This is a genomic window from Terriglobales bacterium, assembly GCA_035764005.1.
Lineage (GTDB): Bacteria > Acidobacteriota > Terriglobia > Terriglobales > Acidobacteriaceae > Gp1-AA112.
Genome location: DASTZZ010000072.1, coordinates 23,826 through 42,286, shown reverse-complemented (window position 1 = coordinate 42,286; position 18,461 = coordinate 23,826). Strand labels below are relative to the sequence as shown.

Genomic DNA, 18,461 nt, shown 5'->3' with positions numbered 1-18,461 from the left:
CAGCCGCATGGGTGCAATAGCATCCATGCGGCTTCTTATTGTTGATGCTTAAGTGCGGACCAGGGAAAGTAAGGCAAGTGGACCTGTAAGCCGAATTCTGTGTCCGCATGAGGCGGATGACGATCATTCCTCTTGGCGCGCCATCGCTGACGCGCTCATGCGACCTACCCGAAGGTTGTGACGCGCCGAGCCGGCGCGTGTCCGCCTAAGCGGGCTTCCTTCCTATTTGGTCTTGCTCCGTGTGGGGTTTACCGTGCCCTGAACATTGCTGTTCAGGCGGTGCGCTCTTACCGCACCTTTTCACCCTTATCCCGGCGAGCCGGGACGGTATTTTTTCTGTGGCACTAGCCGTCTTCCGGCCTTGAAACCGGAATCCCGGACGTTATCCGGCACACTGCTCTGCGGAGTTCGGACTTTCCTCCCTGGACAAGCCAAGGCGACCGTCCGGTCCACTTGCTTCTTCATTATAGATTCATGCCCTGGCAGGTCGGACGCAGCTTCCTACGCGGAAGGCGATAAGGGCAAAAGATATGTGGGTGTAGTCGCTTTCGCAGGATGAAAGTTGGCCAGCGTCTCACTGCCCGACTGCTCGCTCCATTCCGAACGATGAAAGCTCGCGCAGCTTTTTCACGGTCTCGATGACTCGCCCGGCAGCGTAGTCAATCTCGGCTTCAGTGTTGAAGCGGCCTATGCCAAATCTGAGCGTGCTGTTTGCTTCCTCGTCGGTGAGGCCCATCGCTTTGAGTACGTAAGAAGGCTCAATCTTTGCCGCAGTGCATGCTGCTCCGGTGGATACCGCAATATCATTGATGCCCATCAGCAGCGACTCGCTATCGACTCCGCCAAACCGAATGTTCAAGTTCCCAGGTAGCCGATGTTCCATGCTGCCGTTGACGTGGACATCATTAAGATTCTCTTCGAGCTGGTACCTTAGCTTGTCGCGCAGAGCGGCGATGCGGCGCGATTCGTGCGGCATCTCCTGCCTTGCGAGCTCGCAGGCTTTCCCCAGCCCCACAATGCCGGGCACGTTCAGGGTTCCAGATCGCATCCCGTGCTCGTGGCCTCCGCCGTCGATCTGCGCCGCGGCCCGCACGTAGGGGCTCTTGCCCCGGACATACAGCGCACCCGCTCCCTTGGGCCCATAAAGCTTGTGGGCGGTGATTGACATCATGTCGATGCCGTCGCGATTCACGTCCACTGGAACCTTCCCGATTGCCTGGACCGCATCGCAGTGAAACGGCACGCCGCGTTGATGACAAAGCCTGCTAATCTCTGCAATCGGCTGGAGCACGCCAACTTCGTTATTGGCGTACATGATGGTGACAAGAATGGTTTTATCCGTGAAAGCTGCTTTCAGTTCTTCGAGGCTGAGCAGGCCATCGCTTGCAACGCTTAAGTAAGTGACTCGGTACCCTTGTTTCTCTAAATGCTTGCAGCTGTCGAGCACGGCCTTATGCTCTGTGGCCGCAGTAATAATGTGATCACCCCTATCGCCGCAAGCCTCGGCTATGCCTTTGATAGCGAGATTGTCGCTCTCAGTCGCTCCTGAGGTGAAGATGATCTCCTTGGCACTCGCGCCGACCAGCTTTGCGACTTGCTCGCGGGCAGTCTCCACTGCCTGCTCTGCCTCCCAGCCGAACTGATGGCTACGGCTGGCCGCGTTGCCGAACTTCTCAGAGAAGTAGGGAAGCATAGCTTCGAGAACACGCGGGTCCACTTCTGTGGTGGCGTGGTTATCGAGATAGATGGGAAGCTTCATGAGCTCAATAGAAGTTTACAGCGCTGGGAAGAGCGGACGCGAAAGTGACGCGCACCTAGAAAAGGCGTTTCAAGTTTCGCGCTTCAGATTTCCGCAAAGCCAGTTTCGAGCGAAATGGGTGAATAGGCTTTGACCGAAACTTGAAACTGAAACTCGAAACACCTTACCCGGTATGGTGACCTTGGTGTTAGCCCCCATCCTTAGATGCACCTTAGCCCGCTACTTACCCTACTAAGGGTTCCTCTGGATTGTGCTTTGTTTTCAGCCCGGTACCCTCGAAATAGATGAAGTTCCGCGCCAAAATTCATCTTGCCTGGGCGGCTCTTTTCGGCCTCCTGCTTTCGGGTTCGGCGGTCGCCGGCGGCGATTTCGATAAGCCCGACGTCACGCGTCCGGTCCGCACGATTCGCAATCCTGAGCCCACGTTCAAAATCGAGTCTGGCATCGACGGAGATGTTTTTCCGGCATTCGCGAACTACGCTTCGCTGCAAAGCCCTGATCAGCGTAAGTGGGGCGTTGTTTCTGTCAACGTCTCCAACTCAACCGACAGCGATCAACGCTACCGCATTGCCGTAAAGGTTGTCGGCTGGAGCGATCAGGAAGTGCAGATGGTAAACATCCCGGCAGGAGCCGTGCGGACATTCATCTTCGCTCCATCATTTCTTCCGCGGCTCTATCACAATCGCGAAATCGCGCCTGCAACGGCCCAGATCCAAATCAGCGATGGAAGCGGCAAGAGTGTGTACAACAGCACAGTCCCAGTTCGATTGCGCGCAGTTGAAGACATGTTCTGGGGACAGGGATTCAAGTACGCACAGTTCATCGCGTCGTGGGTAACGCCCCACGATCCGCGCGTTGAACGCGTGCTCAGTCACGCCAAAGAGCTGATGCCCGGACGTCGCCTACCAGGCTATGAAGAATGGAAAGACGCTGCCGGTCAGGAGCACGAAACTCGACTCGAAGCGCGCGCCATCTACAACGCTCTGCAGAAGCAGAAGCTGTCATATGTGAAGAGCTCGCTCACCTTCGGCTCCAATCCTGACGTAAGCGAACGCATTCGCACACCCCGTGAGAGCATCATCGCGAGCTCCGCCAATTGCATCGATGCGGCCGTGCTCTTCGCCTCGGCGTTCGAGAATCTGGCAATGGAGCCGGTCATCGTCCTCGTTCCCGGACACGCTTATGTCGGCGTGAAGGCTGGCGAGAACTCCGACAGGTACATCTACATCGACGTCGCGCTTACCGGCCGGGTGACCTTCGACAAAGCCGTCGAGAGTGCCGATCACGGTCTCGCACGATTCCAGCCGTCGCAGATCACAAAAATCGGAATCGCCGATGCGCGGCGCGCGGGAATCTATCCCATTCCACAACTGCCGTAGCGTTTTTCCTGTCATTCCGACGCCTGTTGTTGGCGGAGGAATCCCTACTGATTTCAATGCTGTCGCCACTATGCATCTCGGAGTTTGTAGGGATTCCTCTCTTCGGCCCACGCGAACTACACGCGTGAGCCTGCGTTCGGAATGACAAAGGAGTGTGACTTTCATCCCCAGCGATAACCTTAGGCTTCACAACTTTTTACGGCGGCTGTGGTCGGATTGCTTTGATGGTATCTACGCCGTCTCATATAATTGTGAATTCCTCCACGAATTCATACTTGTGGTAGAGGGGCTTCCTATTTTTATTTGCCTGAACACTGCGGATGGGCCCGTTGGCTTCCGCCGACTGAGCCTGTTTCGCTGTCTCAGTTCACTCGTTCTGCTTTGCTTTCTGCTCTGTTGCTGCAGCCTTAGCGCCCAACAAACGCTCGTCGATAACATCCTCATTCACGGCCAGCGGCGAATACCTGCCGACACCATTCGAGCGCGCATGTTCACCCGGCCTGGCGACGTCTACGATCCGCAATCCCTGGAGCGTGACTTCAACTCCCTTTGGAACACCGGCTACTTTGACGATATCCGCTTTGAGCGCGAGGACACGCAAAAGGGCGTGATCATTAACGTCTACGTCACCGAGAAGCCAACAATCCGCGAGATCAAGTACATCGGTCTGAATTCGGTCACGAATAGCGACGTTCTCGATCGCTTCAAAAAAGAGAAGGTCGGGCTTTCGCAGGAAAGCCAATACGATCCGACCAAGGTCAAGCACGCTGAAGTTATTCTGAAGGACCTGCTCGCCGAGCACGGTCGCCAGTTCGCCACCATCCGCACCGAAATTCATAAGATTCCTCCGGCGGCTGTGAGTATTGATTTCGTGGTGAAGGAAGGACCGAAGGTCAAGGTCGGCAGGATCAAGTTCGATGGCAACAAGAAAGTGCCCAGTCGAGAACTTCGATCGGCGATGAAGAATTTGAAGCCCATCGGCATCCCGCACTCTCTGATTCTCGAGAACCTCTTTGCCCGCACCTACGACGCCACCAAGCTGGACGAAGACGCGGAACGAGTCCGCTTCTACTACCAAACCAAGGGCTACTTCAAGGTTCTGGTTGACGATCCAAAGACCAAAATTCGCGATACCAAACCCGGCTTTCCCTACATTGGCCGGCACGGCGGCAAAGTCGTGGATATCACCGTTCCGATTCAGGAAGGCGACAAATACAAACTGGGGACGATTACCTTCACCGGCGGCAAAGCCATCACGAACATGAAGGCTCTCCGGGCCCAGTTCCCGATCAAAGATGGCGACATCTTCAATCGCGAGTCGATCGCCAAGGGTCTTGAAAACCTGCGAAAAGCTTACGGCGAACTGGGATACATCAACTTCAGTGCGGTGCCCAATACCGACATCGACGAAGAGAAGAAGGCCGTTTCGTTGAGCATTGACCTTGACGAAGGCAAGCAGTTCTCAGTGCGCAGAATCGAATTTACGGGTAACACCACTACCCGCGACAAGGTCATCCGCCGTGAGCTGGCGCTGGAAGAAGGGCAGGTTTACAACAGCCGACTCTGGGAATACAGCCTTTTGCGTCTTAACCAGCTCAACTACTTCGAGCCGCTAAAAGTCGAACAGGATTCCGATGTTAAACAGAACGTCCAGGACGGTACCGTCGATCTCACGCTGAAGGTCAAAGAAAAAGGCAAGAACAGCATAGGTCTTCAAGGCGGCGTGAGTGGGCTGGCGGGATCGTTTATCGGCATCAACTACGAGACGAATAATTTTCTTGGACTTGGCGAGACGCTCACGATGTCCGCCAATCTGGGCAATCTGCAGCGGAGCATCCTGTTCGGATTTACAGAGCCATATGCGTTTGATCGTCCGCTGCAGCTCGGCTTCACCGTCTACACCAGCCGATATGATTTCAACGCTGCCAAGAACTACTCGATCCTTACCGGCACAAATCTGAATCTGCCGACCGATGTGCTGAATACATTGCAGAACTTCAGCCAGTCAGAGACAGGATTTACCGTTTCCTCGAGCTATCCAATCCGGCGATCGCTCAAGCGCGTGGGTCTCTCGTACTCCTATCAGCTTTCGAGCATTCAGACGTTCAGCACCGCGTCGCAGCAATACTTTGAAGCCATCAATTTCGATGGCGTGAGCGGACCCAACTCTCTGCGCGGCATCCGCACCAGCAAGATCACGCCGAGCTTCACCTTTAACAGCATCGACAGCCCCTTCCAGCCACACCGTGGAACCAGTCTGTTCCTGGCTGGCGAATTTTCCGGCATCGGCGGAAACGTGAATACCATCCGGCCGATCGTCGAATACAAGCACTGGTTCCCGATGAACAAAGGCCGGAACGCGCTCGGATTCCGCGTACAAGGCTCGTTTATCACCGGGTATAACGGCAAAGTCGCGCCTCCGTATGAGCGCTCTTACATAGGCGGCGAGAACGATATTCGTGGCTTCGACATTCGCACCGTTACTCCATATGTCTTCATCACCAACCGCGTGAATGTGCCGCTACAGAATCCTGACGGAACGCTGGTTCCGGTTGACCCAACCAACCCCAGGCGCGGAGCGATACAGGTTCCGGTTCCGGCACAGACCATCATCTATGCCGGCGGCGATACCAGCATCTTTACAAATCTTGAATATCGCATTCCAATTGTCAGCCACGTCACACTAGCGGCGTTTAATGATGCTGGACTGAACTTCATCTCGTTCCCAGGTCAGCTAAATCTCACGCCTGAGAACCTGAATATCCTGAATAACACGCCTTTCGGCTGCTCGACCTTCGACGCCAACTTCAATTGCGTGGGCACGCAAAAGGTTCAGTTCGAAAAGAACCTCAAACCCATTCCGGGAACTAACTACACGCCGCGTATGTCCACTGGACTCGAGTTGCAGGTATTGCTGCCGATCGTGAACGCCCCGTTCCGCATTTACTACGCCTATAACCCGCTGCGACTCGATACCATCGTGAACAACAAATCGCTTATCACGCGCGATATGTTCCCCGCAGGCTCCGCCGGCGACTTTACGTATCAGCAGGCGCTGATTACGTACGGCAGCCCATACGTGCTGCGTGAACCGAAGAAGACGTTCCGTTTCACGGTAAGCACGACGTTCTAACAGAACCGCCGCCGGTAGGCGGGGGGGGCGGTGCTGGGCGACCAAGCCCAGCACCGGTTGACTCCGTTGCAGTAAGCAACTTCCGCGTGCTCGGATTACTCCACCAGCATCGAAGCGCAGCCGCGAAAACCGCGGCCGACCCACCGGCTACCGCCGCCGGTTCTGTTAGACTGCAAACCACCTGTCATTCTTACCGGGGATTCCCGTTATGGACTCAGCGATTCGTACACGCGAATTACGAAAGGTGTATCACTCAGTGCCGCCCGCTGCCGCAGGACGGCCGCCTGCGTCAGCGGCTAAGCGCAGTAAAGACGTTAAGCCGGAGATCACGGCGCTGGACGGCATCGACCTCGATGTTGCGCGAGGAGAGATTTTCGGGCTGCTCGGCCCCAATGGAGCAGGGAAGTCAACGACCGTCGGCATATTGACGACTCGCATTCGTCCAACCAGCGGAACCGCCTGCGTGGGCGGATACGATGTCTGGCAAGATCAAACTGCAGCCAAGCGTCAGATCGGGGTAGTCGCGCAGCGACCCAATCTCGATTTCTCGCTCACTGCGCGCGAGATCCTGCAGTTTCATGGCGCCTACTTCGGGCTCAACTCGCGCGAGCGCAGCCAACGCGCGGCCGAACTTCTCGATCGGTTCAAGCTTACCGAGCGAGCCGATGAATTAGTCCGCGGCTTTTCCGGTGGCATGATGCAGCGCGTTTCCATTGCCCGCGCGATGATGCACGATCCGCAAGTCTTGTTTCTCGACGAGCCGAGCGTTGGCCTCGATCCGCAGACGCGACTTCTGCTTTGGGAAATCATTCGCGAGTACAACCAGAAAGGTCGCACGATCCTGCTGACCACGCACAACATGGAAGAAGCCGACGCACTGTGTCAGAGGCTCGCAATCATCGATCATGGACGAATCATCGCATCCGGCACTCCGAACGATTTAAAGGCTTCGATACCGGGCGGCTTCTTGCTTCGCATGCGCTTTGCACAGCAGCCGGCGCCATTGCTGGAGAGACTCGGTACTCTGCCGGGCGTCACCGAAGTCCGTTCAACCGGAGACAGCGCCGTCGATCTTTATGCCAGTCGCGGTGGCGCACTGATTCCCGAAATCGTGAGCACGGCGGCTTCATATTCGATCGATCTGGCAGACGTTCACATCTCTGAACCGAGCCTCGAAAACCTCTTTCTTCATCACACCGGCAGGAGCCTGCGGGAATGAACGGAGCTGCCTTTATTGCGCTTCTTGCGCGTGACGTGCATGTCGCACGCCGCAACGCACTTCAACTGCTGTTTCAAACGTTTCTGCAGCCGTTGCTGTTCGTGTTCATATTCGGCCGCGTGATGGTCGGCAGCGGATACATGCCGCCTGCCTACAAGAGCCTTTTGCTTCCCGGCATCATGGCAATCACCATGGTGTTTACCGGAATTTGGGCAGTAGCGATGCCCCTGATTGCCGAGTTCCAGTGGACCCGCGAAATCGAAGATCGCCTGCTCGCGCCTATCGAGATTTCCTGGGTGGCGATCGAGAAGGTGCTTGCCGGATTGATTCAGGCGATGATTGCAGGACTCATCGTGCTGCCGTTGGGACAGCTCATTCTGAGTCCCGGATTGGAATTCCACATCAGTCCTGCGTTATTCATCCTCATGGTGATACTGGTCGCAGCCTTCTCCGCAGCCGGAGGTCTCGCTCTCGGCTGCTCGATGGATCAGCAGCACATCGGACTCATGTTCAGCATGGTGCTTACGCCGATGATCTTCTTCGGCTGCACCTATTACCCGTGGAGCGCGCTCGACAAATTCCCGATCCTGCAAAAGATCGTCTTGATCAATCCGCTGGCCTACGCCAGTGAGGGACTCCGCGCGTCTGTGGTGCCACAGTTCCCGCACATTCCTACCGGATACGTTCTGCTCGCGCTGGCGTTTTTTGACGGGCTGCTGCTGGCATTAGGGCTGAGGCAGTTTCAGAAGAAAGCCGTAGGTTGACACCGCCGGAACCGGGTTAACACGAAGGGCACGAAGTTCACACCAAGTTCACGGAGAAGGTCGCTCTGTGACCTTTCTTTTCAGACTTCGTGGCCTTCGTGTTAACTCACCGGCGGCGGTTTTGTCCAACGATCCTCGAGTCGTGCTCTCGCAAGATGAAGTTGTCAGTCATGCCCGCAATGTAGTCACAAACCACACGCGCCGGCTTCTCCTGTTCGAGCTGTTCCTGATAACTGGCGGGAAGCTCTCCCGGATTCTCCATCCAGAAGCGAAACAAATCTGAGATCACGTCCTCCAGGCGTTCGCGGTCCTCGCTAAGCATCGAACTGTCATACAGGTATTCGTGCAGAAACTCTTTCGTCGCTCGCCGCTCAGCGTGGGCTTCAGGACCTAATCGCAGCAGTCGTTCCGGATATTGCCGTGCCTCGCTCGCTCGATGAATGCGAGCGGCACGAATTCGATGACCGCTCGCATGGATGAGATCGGTCACCATGTGATCAAGCTTGCGCCGCAAGCATTCACTGAATTTCAATTTGGGAAGGGCGTCCGGATAATTTTTCTCTACCTCTTCCCAGACACGCTCAAATTCCGGCAGGCGTTCGCGAATCAGCTCAATCGAGAGAATGCCCGATTCCACTCCATCGTCCAGATCGGCAACGTTGTAGGCAAGCTCGTCGGCAAGATCGATGACCTGGGCTTCTAACGGCGGGCGCTGATCGAGCAAATACTCTGCAAGCTCGGGAAACTCGCTGACGTCCCAATCGCGCGAGTGCTTAATGATGCCTTCGCGCACCTCAAACGTAAGATTGAGCCCGCGAAATTCGGGATAGCGCAACTCGAAATATTCCACGATGCGGAGCGCATGAAGATTGTGATCAAAGATATCGCCATAGCGGCGCATCTCGCGGTCGAGCGCCTTTTCGCCGGCATGACCAAACGGCGGATGGCCTATGTCGTGAACCAGCGCCAGGGTTTCGGTCAGATCAGAATTCAGTCCCAGAGCCGACGCCACAGTGCGGGCGATCTGCGCGACTTCTATGGTGTGCGTAAGCCGATTGCGAAAGTGATCGGAGTCGCGGTTGGTGAAAACCTGCGTCTTGCTCTCCAGGCGGCGAAAGGCGCGGGAATGAACCACGCGATCGCGGTCGCGCTGGAACACCGAGCGGTAGGGATGAGGTTTTTCAGGATATCGCCGCCCTCGCGACTCTTCAGAACGCAACGCATAGGGTGCGTACATGCAGTGAGGATAAACCAGCGTGTGGACGGAGTGGACTTTGTGGACTGAGTGGACGAAGGAGTGGACAATAAACCATCGCTCGGCTGCGCCAGTTTTCCCACAGGCCTCCCCACACTCATTTACTCCTCACACACCCGCCCATCCAGGCGCTCGGTCCACCGAGTCCACTTCGTCCACACAGTCCACTCGGTCCACAGCTCGTTGCTGTAAAGTGCCGCACACTCCCTTTCCGTCCTCTGCCGGAGTAAACTGCGCGTAGATGAAACGCGCAACATTCACACTGAGCGCTATTGGCGTTGCAATTCTTCTTTCTTTGGGTCTGCGGGAAGCCCTGCAGGTCGCGCCTACGGAAGCGACCATGGGCAATATTCAACGAATCTTCTATTACCACGTGCCTTCCTACGCAACAGCATTCGCGATGTTCGCAGTGAACCTGGTAGCTTCCATCTTCTATTTAGTTCGACGGCATACTCCGTCTGCCATGGCCGCCGATGCCGTGGCGGTTTCCGCTGCGGAAATCGGCGTAATCTTCTGCTCGGTGGGCTTGATGACCGGCATGCTCTGGGCAAAGCCAGTTTGGGGAATCTGGTGGACTTGGGATGCTCGTCTGACGAGCACCTTTGTTCTGTGGCTCATTTATGTCAGCTATCTGATGTTGCGGCGTCTGTCGGTTGCAGGTCAGGCGCCGACTTTGGCGGCAGCGCTGGCTATCTTCGGATTCGTCGATGTGCCGATCGTTTATATGTCAATTCGTTGGTGGCGCACGCAACATCCGCAGCCGGTAATTTTTGGCGAGCAAGGCTCTTCCGGACTTGATCCGAGCATGGTGCCGGCATTGCTCATCAACCTCGCGGCCTTTCTCTGCTATGGCGCGCTGGTGTTTTGGGTGCGATACAAGCTGGAACGTGCGCGTCAGGAATTGCACGAAGCGCAAGCGGTTCATGACATTCAACTCGCTCGAGCGGAGGCCAGATAAATGGATACGGTTCGCAGTCTTCAGCATCTGCACGCAGCGTACATCCTCACCTGGTGTGTGCATCTCGGATACGTTCTGTACCTGGTCCGGGGCTTCGTGCAGGTGAAGCGAGAAGTTGAAGAATTAAAAAAACCTTAGCGTTTTATTGCCGCGGTACGGTCCCAAATTGATTCACCTGTGGTTGCACAATCCTGCCGGGGTGAGATCGTGAATGGTAGAAAACGATGGTGGGACTACTCACCGGTACCTGGTACAGGATGGCGCATTGTGAATACAAAATCAGGTAGAAGGCCGCTCGTGTGATACGAAAAATTGTATTTTCGTAGCTATCGCTCGCCGTTTCATTGTTTCTAGTTCGCCGCTTGTCCCCTCCCACTGACGTTTCATCATCAAGGCAGCACTTCAAGTCCCAATCTGGGACTCAGTGCCCTCATTGCGTCCCAGTGGCAGCGCGCCTGCTATGTAGCTGACTAGCTCACGCTGCGCTCCCGCAGTGTGGGACGAAATTTGGAGGCGATACGAATGTCGTTTACAACGAGCGCGGCTCGGGGCCTGGTGAAGCTTGGTTTTATCTGCGCGGTGGCACTGCTTCTCCCGGTCTTTTCTTTTGCGCAAACCAGCAAAGGCATTGTTGCCGGCACAGTAGTCGATAGCAGCGGAGCGGTAGTAGTGAATGCAAATGTAACTGCGCGCAACGTTCAGACTGGAACGGAACGCACCACTACCTCCGGCCCAAACGGCGGCTACAGAATGGAAGCCGTTGAACCCGGTCTTTACAGAGTAACCGTTACTGCCAATGGCTTCAAAACGACCACCATCGAACAGGTGGACGTGAAGGCTTCGATCATCACGTCAGTCAACGCTGAACTCGCGGTGGGCACTGTCAGCGACACAGTCGAGGTAAGCGGAGCGGCTACCGACCTCCAGACCCAGAGCGGCTCACTGGAGCACACGATCGAGAGTGTCGAAACCGAGCACGTTCCAGTTTTCAACCTGAACGTGATTTCTCTCGCGCTCACTCAGCCCGGTGTGATTGATGTGGGCAGCAATAGCCTGAGCAACGGCACCGGATTTTCCGTGAATGGATCGCGTCCTCGCGCCAACAACTTCCTTCTCGATGGTCAGGATGACAACGACAATTCCATTCAGGGTCAGGCTCTCCAGCCCAACAATGTGAACACCGTCCAGGAAGTAGTCGTCCTCACGAATTCGTATTCGGCGGAATTCGGTCGCGGCGGTGGTTCGGTAACCAATGTGATCACGAAAGGCGGCACGAACCAATTTCATGGATCGGCCTGGGAACTTTATGCCGGTTCAGGATTGAACGCGGTTACTGCGCAGGATGGGTTCGGCGGGCAGACCTCGCGAACCAAGCCTCGCTTTGACACGCACACATTCGGCTTTACCGCTGGTGGCCCAATTTGGAAAAATAAACTGTTTGCCTTCGGAAGCTCGCAATGGCAGAGGTTCTATGGCAATGCTGCTCCAGCTACGATCCTTGCGCCAACAGCCAACGGAGTCGCTGCCCTTACAGCGGCTAATACTCCTAACGCTAACCTTCTTTTGCAATACTTTGGATCGCTGCGTGGGGGCCAGAACAGCCTGAGCTCTGTTGACATCGGTCCGCGAGCAGGTTGCCCGGCTGCTTTCGTTAGCGCAACCAGCGGTGGCTGCCTTGTGGAATTTGGATCAACTCAGCGCACCCCTCCGGCGCAACTAAATCCCGATACGCAATGGACGTACCGTATTGATTTCGTCCCGCGCGCGGCGGACACGATTTCAGCTCGGTACATCCATGACCGCAATTCTTTATCGCCGGATTTCTTCAACTTCCCACAATCATTACCGGGTCTGGACACGGAGCAGGGCGGTCCTTCGGAAAATTTCGGCATTACCTGGACTCACACCCTCTCCGCGAGCGCGGTCAATGAATTTCGCGCTTCTGAAGGCCGATTTGACTTTCAGTTTGCTCCGACAGCTCAAACACTGAAAAATCCATTGTTTAACCTCCCCACGGTTAACAGCATTAGTGGCCTGAACGCTAATTTGTTTCCACTGCTGGGAGTGAATTCGGCATTGCCTCAGGGCCGGGGCCACACAACCTATCAGTTCCAGGATGCTTACACTCTGGTGAAAGGCATTGAGACCTTCAAAGTAGGAGGCGATGTCGCGCGCATCCTCGTTCGCGATGAGGTTCCGTTCAACTCTCGCGGCACCCTCACCTTTGGTAGCGGAGGCGGCTTCAGTGGATTAGGCAACTTTGTCGACAATTTCACCGGATCTTCAAACGGCGCAGCTTTAACGTTCGGAAATCCGACCATTCGTCCGAAAGTATTCCAGGAAGGGTTTTATTTCCAGGACACGATTCATGCCAAATCGAATCTGACCGTCGATCTCGGACTTCGCTACGAGTTCGACAACAATCCGGCAAACGTGCTGCCGTACCCTGGAATTAACATCCAAACAGAGCCCTCGAACACTTTTCCTCCAACGCCAGTACATGTGAGGGAAGACGGCAACAACTTTGGCCCGCGCGTGGGATTTTCCTATACTCCGCGGTTCTGGAATGGACTCTTCGGTCAGGACAAAACCGTGTTGCGTGCCGGCTACGGCGTGTTCTATGACACGCTCTTCACCAACATAACCGACAACGAAGCTGCCAGCTCTCCGAATGCCGTTTCCGGGACCCTGCTGGGAGATTCCGATCCGAACTCGCGCGGTTTGGCGAATGCAACGGGTCTGCTCGGGCAGATAAGTCCGAATCTGACTCTTGCTTCTTCGGTTTCCTCTATTGATCAAAATCTAAAGAATCCTGTGACGCATCAGTGGAACGCAAACATCGAGCGCGAGCTACCGTTGTCGATGGTTTTCACGGCTGCATACGTGGGCAATCGTGGAGAACGGCTGTTTGCCAATGACGAACTGAATCCCGGATTGGGAATTGGATTGCCGCGGCTCAATCCAAACCGCGGACCGATTACCGTCCGCGACAACTCAGGAGACTCCATTTATCACAGTCTCGATTTGAAAGTTGATCGTCGTTTTAAGAGCGGAGTTTTGATCCGCGGAGCCTACACTTACTCCAAGCTGATTGATAATGTTTCCGAAGTCTTCACGCTGTTTGGCTCAGCGACTTCGTTCCCGCAGAACGAATTGATTACCAGCAATGGACGTTCTCAGGACCGTGGGCTATCAGCTTACGATCGTCGCCATCGCTTGGCCCTCACCTATGTTTGGGACATTCACGGATGGAACAGCTCCAGCAACTTCCTGACTTCAGCAGTGAGCTTTCTCACCCGCGGATGGGAGATTGCCGGAACCTCATTCTTCCAAACCGGTGCTCCAGCCACCATTAACAGCGGATTCGATCAGAACGGTGACCGCCGCGCGACCAATGACCGTCCATTCCTGGGCAATGCCTCTGCCCCGTTTAGCAGTTTTGGGATTGACGGGAGTTTCCTGGCAAAACAAGGAGGCGTTGCGGGCACCATTTATGACGGTCAGACGTTTGAGGCTGATGGCACTCTGACGGCAGTCGCCGCTAACTCGGTTCACTTCCTGGTCCTTCCCGGACTGGGAAATGTCGGACGAAACACGTTCCTGCAACCCGGAGCAATCAACAACAACATGGCTTTCAGCCGCAGGTTCCATATTCCCGGAAAAGAAAGCCAGCAGCTTGAATTCAGGTCGGAGTTCTACAACATCTTCAATCACCCGAATGAAGGTCTTGGAGACTCAGTTTCAAACACCGCCGGAACCGACACCGTGCTGGCCGACGGCTCGTCATTCGCGGACAACAGCTTGACACGATACGGCGGTCGCCAAATCAAACTGCAACTGCGCTATTCGTTCTAAGTTGCGCTTTAGCTCTGTGGAGGGAGAGAGAAATCTCCCTCCATATTTTCTTGTGATTAACTTTCGGCGGCTGCTTTTTCCAGCAATGTGAGCGCGGACTTCATGCGGCGCGATCTGGCTTGGGTTGCGGCTGTTCGCCTTCTTCTCCAGGCGCTTCACCCCATCCAATTGATGCATTCGGATCCAGTCTCCTTCCAGGATCCGGCGCTCCCGGGGGAGTTGTGCCGGAGTGAGGTTCTCCGTCTGGATGTAGGTCGTCTGTCGGTAATCCGTATGGAGTTTCAGGTACTACTCCGTCCTGCTGCATGCGATTGAGTTCGGATTTTCTCTCGTGCGCCATGTTGATCTCCCTTGATGAGCAGATGGGTAAGTCTGGACAAGAGGTTGTAAACGGAGGATCGCGCAAGGGTGTCTGAGTGACCCATCCGCTTTACGCGGACGGTACTAACGAAACGCTGCTGCGCTCAGAGTCAGTACCGCCCGCGGGTAGCGGACGGGTGAGTTGCAACTGAGGGTCACTCGGATTTCGGGGATCGTTTGACTTCGGTGACCTCTGCGCCGAGCCTTCCTTTGGACAGCCGGATGTTCAACGCATCACCAACATTCACATTTGTGGCATCAGAGATCGGGACTCCTGCAGCATCGAATACCACCGCGTAACCTCTTTCCAGAATCTTGAGAGGGGAAAGTGCGTCGAGCCGCGCAGAAGCTTGTTCCAGGCGCGCGCGGAGCGCAAAGAGCCTGGTTCGGATCGCTCGCGGAAGCTGCCATGCGAGCCCGTCCAAGTCCTTCTGCATGCTCTGGAATTGGCGGCGCAAGTCGTGATGGCGCACGCGGACAGCGGCGAGTTCCAGGCGTCGTCGATAGCGCTGCAGCGACTCGCGCTGCGATGCCAGCAGTCTTGCAGACAGATCGTCGAGGCGTTGTTCGCGTCGGCGGATCGCGTCCGTAATGCGCATGACCGCGCGATGCTCGCCAAGATCCTGGAACCTGCGCCGATTCAGCATCAGGCGATAGCGGATTCCATGCTCCAGACGTCGTGCCAACGAACCAATTTGATCTTCGAGTTGTTGTCGCGCGGCAATTACCATCTCCGCGGCAGCAGAAGGAGTGGGCGCGCGTAAGTCGGCGACAAAATCCGCAATCGTGAAATCTGTCTCATGCCCAATTGCGGAAATGATCGGAATTTCGGAAGCGAAGATCGCGCGCGCTAGACCTTCGTTATTAAATGCCGCCAGATCTTCGAGCGAGCCGCCACCGCGAGCGATCACCATGACGTCTACCTTGCGTGACTTGTTGAAGTAGCGGATGCCGGCGACCACTTCCGATCCTGCAGCCTCGCCCTGGACTTGCGCGGGATAAATCAGCAGGCTCGCACTTGCGTGTCTGCGCCGCATGACGTTGAGCATGTCGTGGATGGCAGCGCCACGAGGGGAAGTCACGATGCCGATGCAGCGCGGAAGCGCCGGAATTGGTTTCTTCCGGGTCGATTCAAACAGTCCTTCTGCCGCGAGCTTGGCCTTGAGTTGCTCGAAGGCAATCTGCAGCGCGCCCGCGCCTTTGGGCTCCAGGTACTCGGCGATGAGTTGCAGCTCGCCGCGGCTCTCGTACACCGTCACCCGACCGCGCGCCACGATCTCCATTCCGTTTTCGGGACGGAAGCGCAGGAGCCGCGCCTGCATGCGAAACATCACCACTCGAAGCTGAGCCTCGCCGTCTTTGAGGGTGAAATACAGGTGGCCGGAATCGGCCGGGCGATAGTTCGAGATCTCTCCGCCGATCCACACGTCGGTATACTCGCGCTCCAGGCCAGTGCGGACGGTTGAAACCAAGTCCCGCACAGTGAACACGCGCCGCTGCGGCTGAAAGGTGAACCCAAGCTGTTCGAGGCTGGACATTGCTGCGCTTGCTGCCTACGTAAAGCACTTGGCCAGAGCGCCTGCGGCTGAAAGGAAACGCTGCAGATCGCTTGGCTGGAAGTCTGGCCCGGCAGCTTTGGGTGATGTTCCTTTGCGGCTGATCTGGATCACGCCCATCACGCCAGATGGCCCAGTCACCGGCGCGCTCATCACTTTCTGAATCACCAGCGCAACCTTCTCCGATTTCGTGCCGCCGCTCCGCGTCTTGGAATCAACCGGCACCGACTCGAAGATGCTGGCATGGCGCGTTTGCGAAAAGTTATTCATGATTTCCGCACGCTTGGTGTTTGCAGTCCTGGCGGCAAGCGACGTGGCATGGCTAAGCGGAATCGCACCCACGCTGCTCAATGAAGGTGGGTAGATAAACTTCAGCTGAGCTTTTTCCAGTTTGAAGAGAGCCACCTCATCGTCGTGCACGCCGAATGCACGGGAAAGCTCATGTGCGATTTTGGCTGCGTTCTCGGGGGAAAGTCCCTCGGCCTGACATTGATCGGCAAGTTGGGCGAACGGCAATGTGGACGAGGCCAATGAGGGCCCTCCTGGAAGATGAAAACCATCTACTGTAACGGCTCACGCTGGAAAAATCTATGCACGCCGAGCATGCTTCGCCAGTGGTTGTATGTACATTCCTCGCAAACTGGCGTATGCTGCGTCAGCTTTTCAAAACACCCTTCAGACAGGAGACGCTATGGTTTCGCCGCAGCCAGAGAAGAGGAGTGCGCCTCGCAAGGAGGTAAAGGTGCCCGCAAAGCTCCACAGCGGCTCTGACGCGATACCGGCGGAGGCGTTGAACCTGAGCCAGTCCGGCATCTTCCTCGAATGCGCTACCAGCGTGATCGAGGGCAGCCCGGTAGATATTGTCATGATCCTTCCGAAGGAAGTTACCGGCGATGCTGCCAAATGGGTGTGCTGCCATGCGACCGTGCACCGGGTAGAGAACTCGCGCCCGGGTGGACGTTATGGTGTGGCCGCCACCGTCGAGAAGATTCAGGCCATGCCGGAGTTAACTTGGCCCGAAGTTGATCGTCGCATCATCGAGCGACGCGGTTCGGATCGCCGAAAGAATCGCCGCGCTGAAGCGCATGATCGCCGAGCGGGTGATCGGAGAAAGAGCAGTTCCTAACCTGCTAAGCTTCTGAGCTTCTGAGCGAAACCAAAAGGCGGGCCGTCGGCCCGCCTTTTAAGTTTTCTAAGGAGAATTACCCGAGAACAGGCACCTGCTCCGCCGCGCGTGTTTTCGCGATATGCGAGAAGCCGCGCCAGACGCAGATCAGAGCATAGATGTGGAAGGCGAAGGCCAGCCAGTCCTGCGCGAGCAGCGTGATTCCGGAATCGAGCAGGTAGAACGCCATTCCCATTACGAACGCCCACTTCTGTGCCTTCGCCCCGAAATAGCCACACATCAGGAAGAAGCCCAGCACGAGCACGTCGATGAAGAAGCCGAACATGCGCGCTTGCGGCGCTTGCAATGCGTCAGTCACCTCGGTGATGCCGAGGCCTAGTACAAAGTGGAAGTTGCCGCCCGAAAGCGCCGCAATCGTATTCACGACGGAGAGTCCGGCGATCCAGTAGAACCAGTGTGCTCCGCGCCTGACCGCGGCCATCGCCATCATCGACCGCGCGCTGCTCTGCTGCTGTACCTTGGCGTTGTGGCCGTCGTAAGAAATGTTCATCGGCGGCGCGCCGGCCGAAGGTTTTGAAGTTGATTGAATTGGGGGAGCCTGACCAATCACGGTATCCGGCATACAGCCCTCCAGTTGAACTGGCTGATTTCAGCACAGCAGAGGCGCAAATTCACTCAAAAAGTTCCAGAATGGGAATCGAAAGGGCAGGACCGGAGGGAATGTACACAGCAGAGTTCGTGGAGTGATGCGGCTACCGAGCGGCGAGCGATAAATGCAAAAGCCTCCGCAACTTGCGGAGGCTCGCGAGAAACTGAAAGTGCTAAGCCTTTTGTACCTTCCCGCTCTTGAGGCACGAAGCGCAGACGCGCACCCGTCGATGGGATCCCTGCACAATTGCGCGCACCGAGCGCAGATTCACGTTCCAGCGCCGCTTGGTGACGTTGTGAGCGTGGCTGATATTGTTTCCAAACTGCGGCCCTTTGCCGCACACTTCGCATACGCGTGCCATGATACGAACTCCAGATTTTGAGTCAGACGCTGGCGACAAGCGCCCGCAAGTCTTGTGATTTCTTCAGGAACCTGCTCCGCCGACGAC

15 protein-coding genes and 1 other RNA gene are annotated in these 18,461 nt (G+C 56.1%); 8 read left to right on the top strand and 8 right to left on the bottom strand.

The genetic code is table 11. The features are described 5' to 3' along the window. Window positions 1-70: 70 nt before the first annotated feature. Together rnpB and VFU50_12520 are read right to left on the bottom strand one after the other, a co-directional pair. Window positions 71-456: RNase P RNA component class A (gene rnpB, locus VFU50_12525), an RNA gene on the bottom strand. Between the two features lie 118 nt (window positions 457-574). Continuing rightward, window positions 575-1,759 carry an IscS subfamily cysteine desulfurase gene (locus VFU50_12520; GenBank protein ID HEU5233679.1) on the bottom strand — a complete coding sequence of 395 codons (1,185 nt, stop codon included), beginning with the start codon at window positions 1,757-1,759 and terminating at the stop codon, window positions 575-577. Between the two features lie 284 nt (window positions 1,760-2,043). On the opposite strand from VFU50_12520, the gene VFU50_12515 reads away from it, so the two are divergent. From VFU50_12515 to VFU50_12500, 4 genes are all read left to right on the top strand, one after another. After that, the gene (locus VFU50_12515; protein ID HEU5233678.1) at window positions 2,044-3,138 is read left to right on the top strand and encodes a hypothetical protein; all 1,095 of its coding nucleotides are present in this window, start codon (window positions 2,044-2,046) and stop codon (window positions 3,136-3,138) included. Window positions 3,139-3,415: 277 nt separating this feature from the next. Beyond that, window positions 3,416-6,271 (top strand): outer membrane protein assembly factor BamA, encoded by a 2,856-nt coding sequence (gene bamA / locus VFU50_12510; protein HEU5233677.1) that lies wholly within the window; start codon window positions 3,416-3,418, stop codon window positions 6,269-6,271. Between the two features lie 208 nt (window positions 6,272-6,479). Then, window positions 6,480-7,490 (top strand): ATP-binding cassette domain-containing protein, encoded by a 1,011-nt coding sequence (locus VFU50_12505; protein HEU5233676.1) that lies wholly within the window; start codon window positions 6,480-6,482, stop codon window positions 7,488-7,490. Beyond that, window positions 7,487-8,254: an ABC transporter permease gene (locus VFU50_12500; protein HEU5233675.1), complete on the top strand. Its 768-nt coding sequence runs from the start codon at window positions 7,487-7,489 to the stop codon at window positions 8,252-8,254. Before VFU50_12505 ends, VFU50_12500 begins: the two co-directional genes overlap by 4 nt. A gap of 106 nt (window positions 8,255-8,360) precedes the next feature. Here VFU50_12500 and VFU50_12495 read toward each other — a convergent pair whose 3' ends face one another. Then, a complete protein-coding gene (locus tag VFU50_12495; protein HEU5233674.1) occupies window positions 8,361-9,491 on the bottom strand; it encodes a deoxyguanosinetriphosphate triphosphohydrolase in 1,131 nt (376 codons plus the stop codon). A gap of 259 nt (window positions 9,492-9,750) precedes the next feature. On the opposite strand from VFU50_12495, the gene ccsA reads away from it, so the two are divergent. From ccsA to VFU50_12480, 3 genes are all read left to right on the top strand, one after another. Continuing rightward, complete coding sequence (ccsA, locus tag VFU50_12490) at window positions 9,751-10,467, top strand: cytochrome c biogenesis protein CcsA (GenBank protein HEU5233673.1); 717 nt, start codon at window positions 9,751-9,753, stop codon at window positions 10,465-10,467. After that, complete coding sequence (locus VFU50_12485) at window positions 10,468-10,605, top strand: hypothetical protein (protein HEU5233672.1); 138 nt, start codon at window positions 10,468-10,470, stop codon at window positions 10,603-10,605. Between the two features lie 384 nt (window positions 10,606-10,989). Next, window positions 10,990-14,322, top strand: a complete 3,333-nt coding sequence (locus tag VFU50_12480; GenBank protein HEU5233671.1) for a carboxypeptidase regulatory-like domain-containing protein — start codon at window positions 10,990-10,992, stop codon at window positions 14,320-14,322. A 100-nt stretch (window positions 14,323-14,422) separates the two neighbouring features. Here VFU50_12480 and VFU50_12475 read toward each other — a convergent pair whose 3' ends face one another. The 3 genes from VFU50_12475 to VFU50_12465 form a co-directional block, all read right to left on the bottom strand. Further along, window positions 14,423-14,662: a hypothetical protein gene (locus VFU50_12475; protein ID HEU5233670.1), complete on the bottom strand. Its 240-nt coding sequence runs from the start codon at window positions 14,660-14,662 to the stop codon at window positions 14,423-14,425. A gap of 175 nt (window positions 14,663-14,837) precedes the next feature. Next, on the bottom strand, window positions 14,838-16,220 hold the full coding sequence (xseA, locus tag VFU50_12470; protein ID HEU5233669.1) for an exodeoxyribonuclease VII large subunit: 1,383 nt from the start codon (window positions 16,218-16,220) through the stop codon (window positions 14,838-14,840). Between the two features lie 15 nt (window positions 16,221-16,235). Continuing rightward, window positions 16,236-16,769, bottom strand: a complete 534-nt coding sequence (locus tag VFU50_12465; protein HEU5233668.1) for a hypothetical protein — start codon at window positions 16,767-16,769, stop codon at window positions 16,236-16,238. 91 nt (window positions 16,770-16,860) lie between these two features. Between VFU50_12465 and VFU50_12460 the strand changes: the two genes are divergently transcribed. Beyond that, window positions 16,861-17,364 carry a PilZ domain-containing protein gene (locus tag VFU50_12460; GenBank protein ID HEU5233667.1) on the top strand — a complete coding sequence of 168 codons (504 nt, stop codon included), beginning with the start codon at window positions 16,861-16,863 and terminating at the stop codon, window positions 17,362-17,364. Between the two features lie 76 nt (window positions 17,365-17,440). Here the strand turns inward: VFU50_12460 and VFU50_12455 are convergent, their stop codons facing one another. Continuing rightward, on the bottom strand, window positions 17,441-17,986 hold the full coding sequence (locus tag VFU50_12455; GenBank protein ID HEU5233666.1) for a hypothetical protein: 546 nt from the start codon (window positions 17,984-17,986) through the stop codon (window positions 17,441-17,443). A 199-nt stretch (window positions 17,987-18,185) separates the two neighbouring features. Continuing rightward, window positions 18,186-18,374 (bottom strand): 50S ribosomal protein L28, encoded by a 189-nt coding sequence (gene rpmB / locus VFU50_12450; protein HEU5233665.1) that lies wholly within the window; start codon window positions 18,372-18,374, stop codon window positions 18,186-18,188. Window positions 18,375-18,461: the final 87 nt, after the last annotated feature.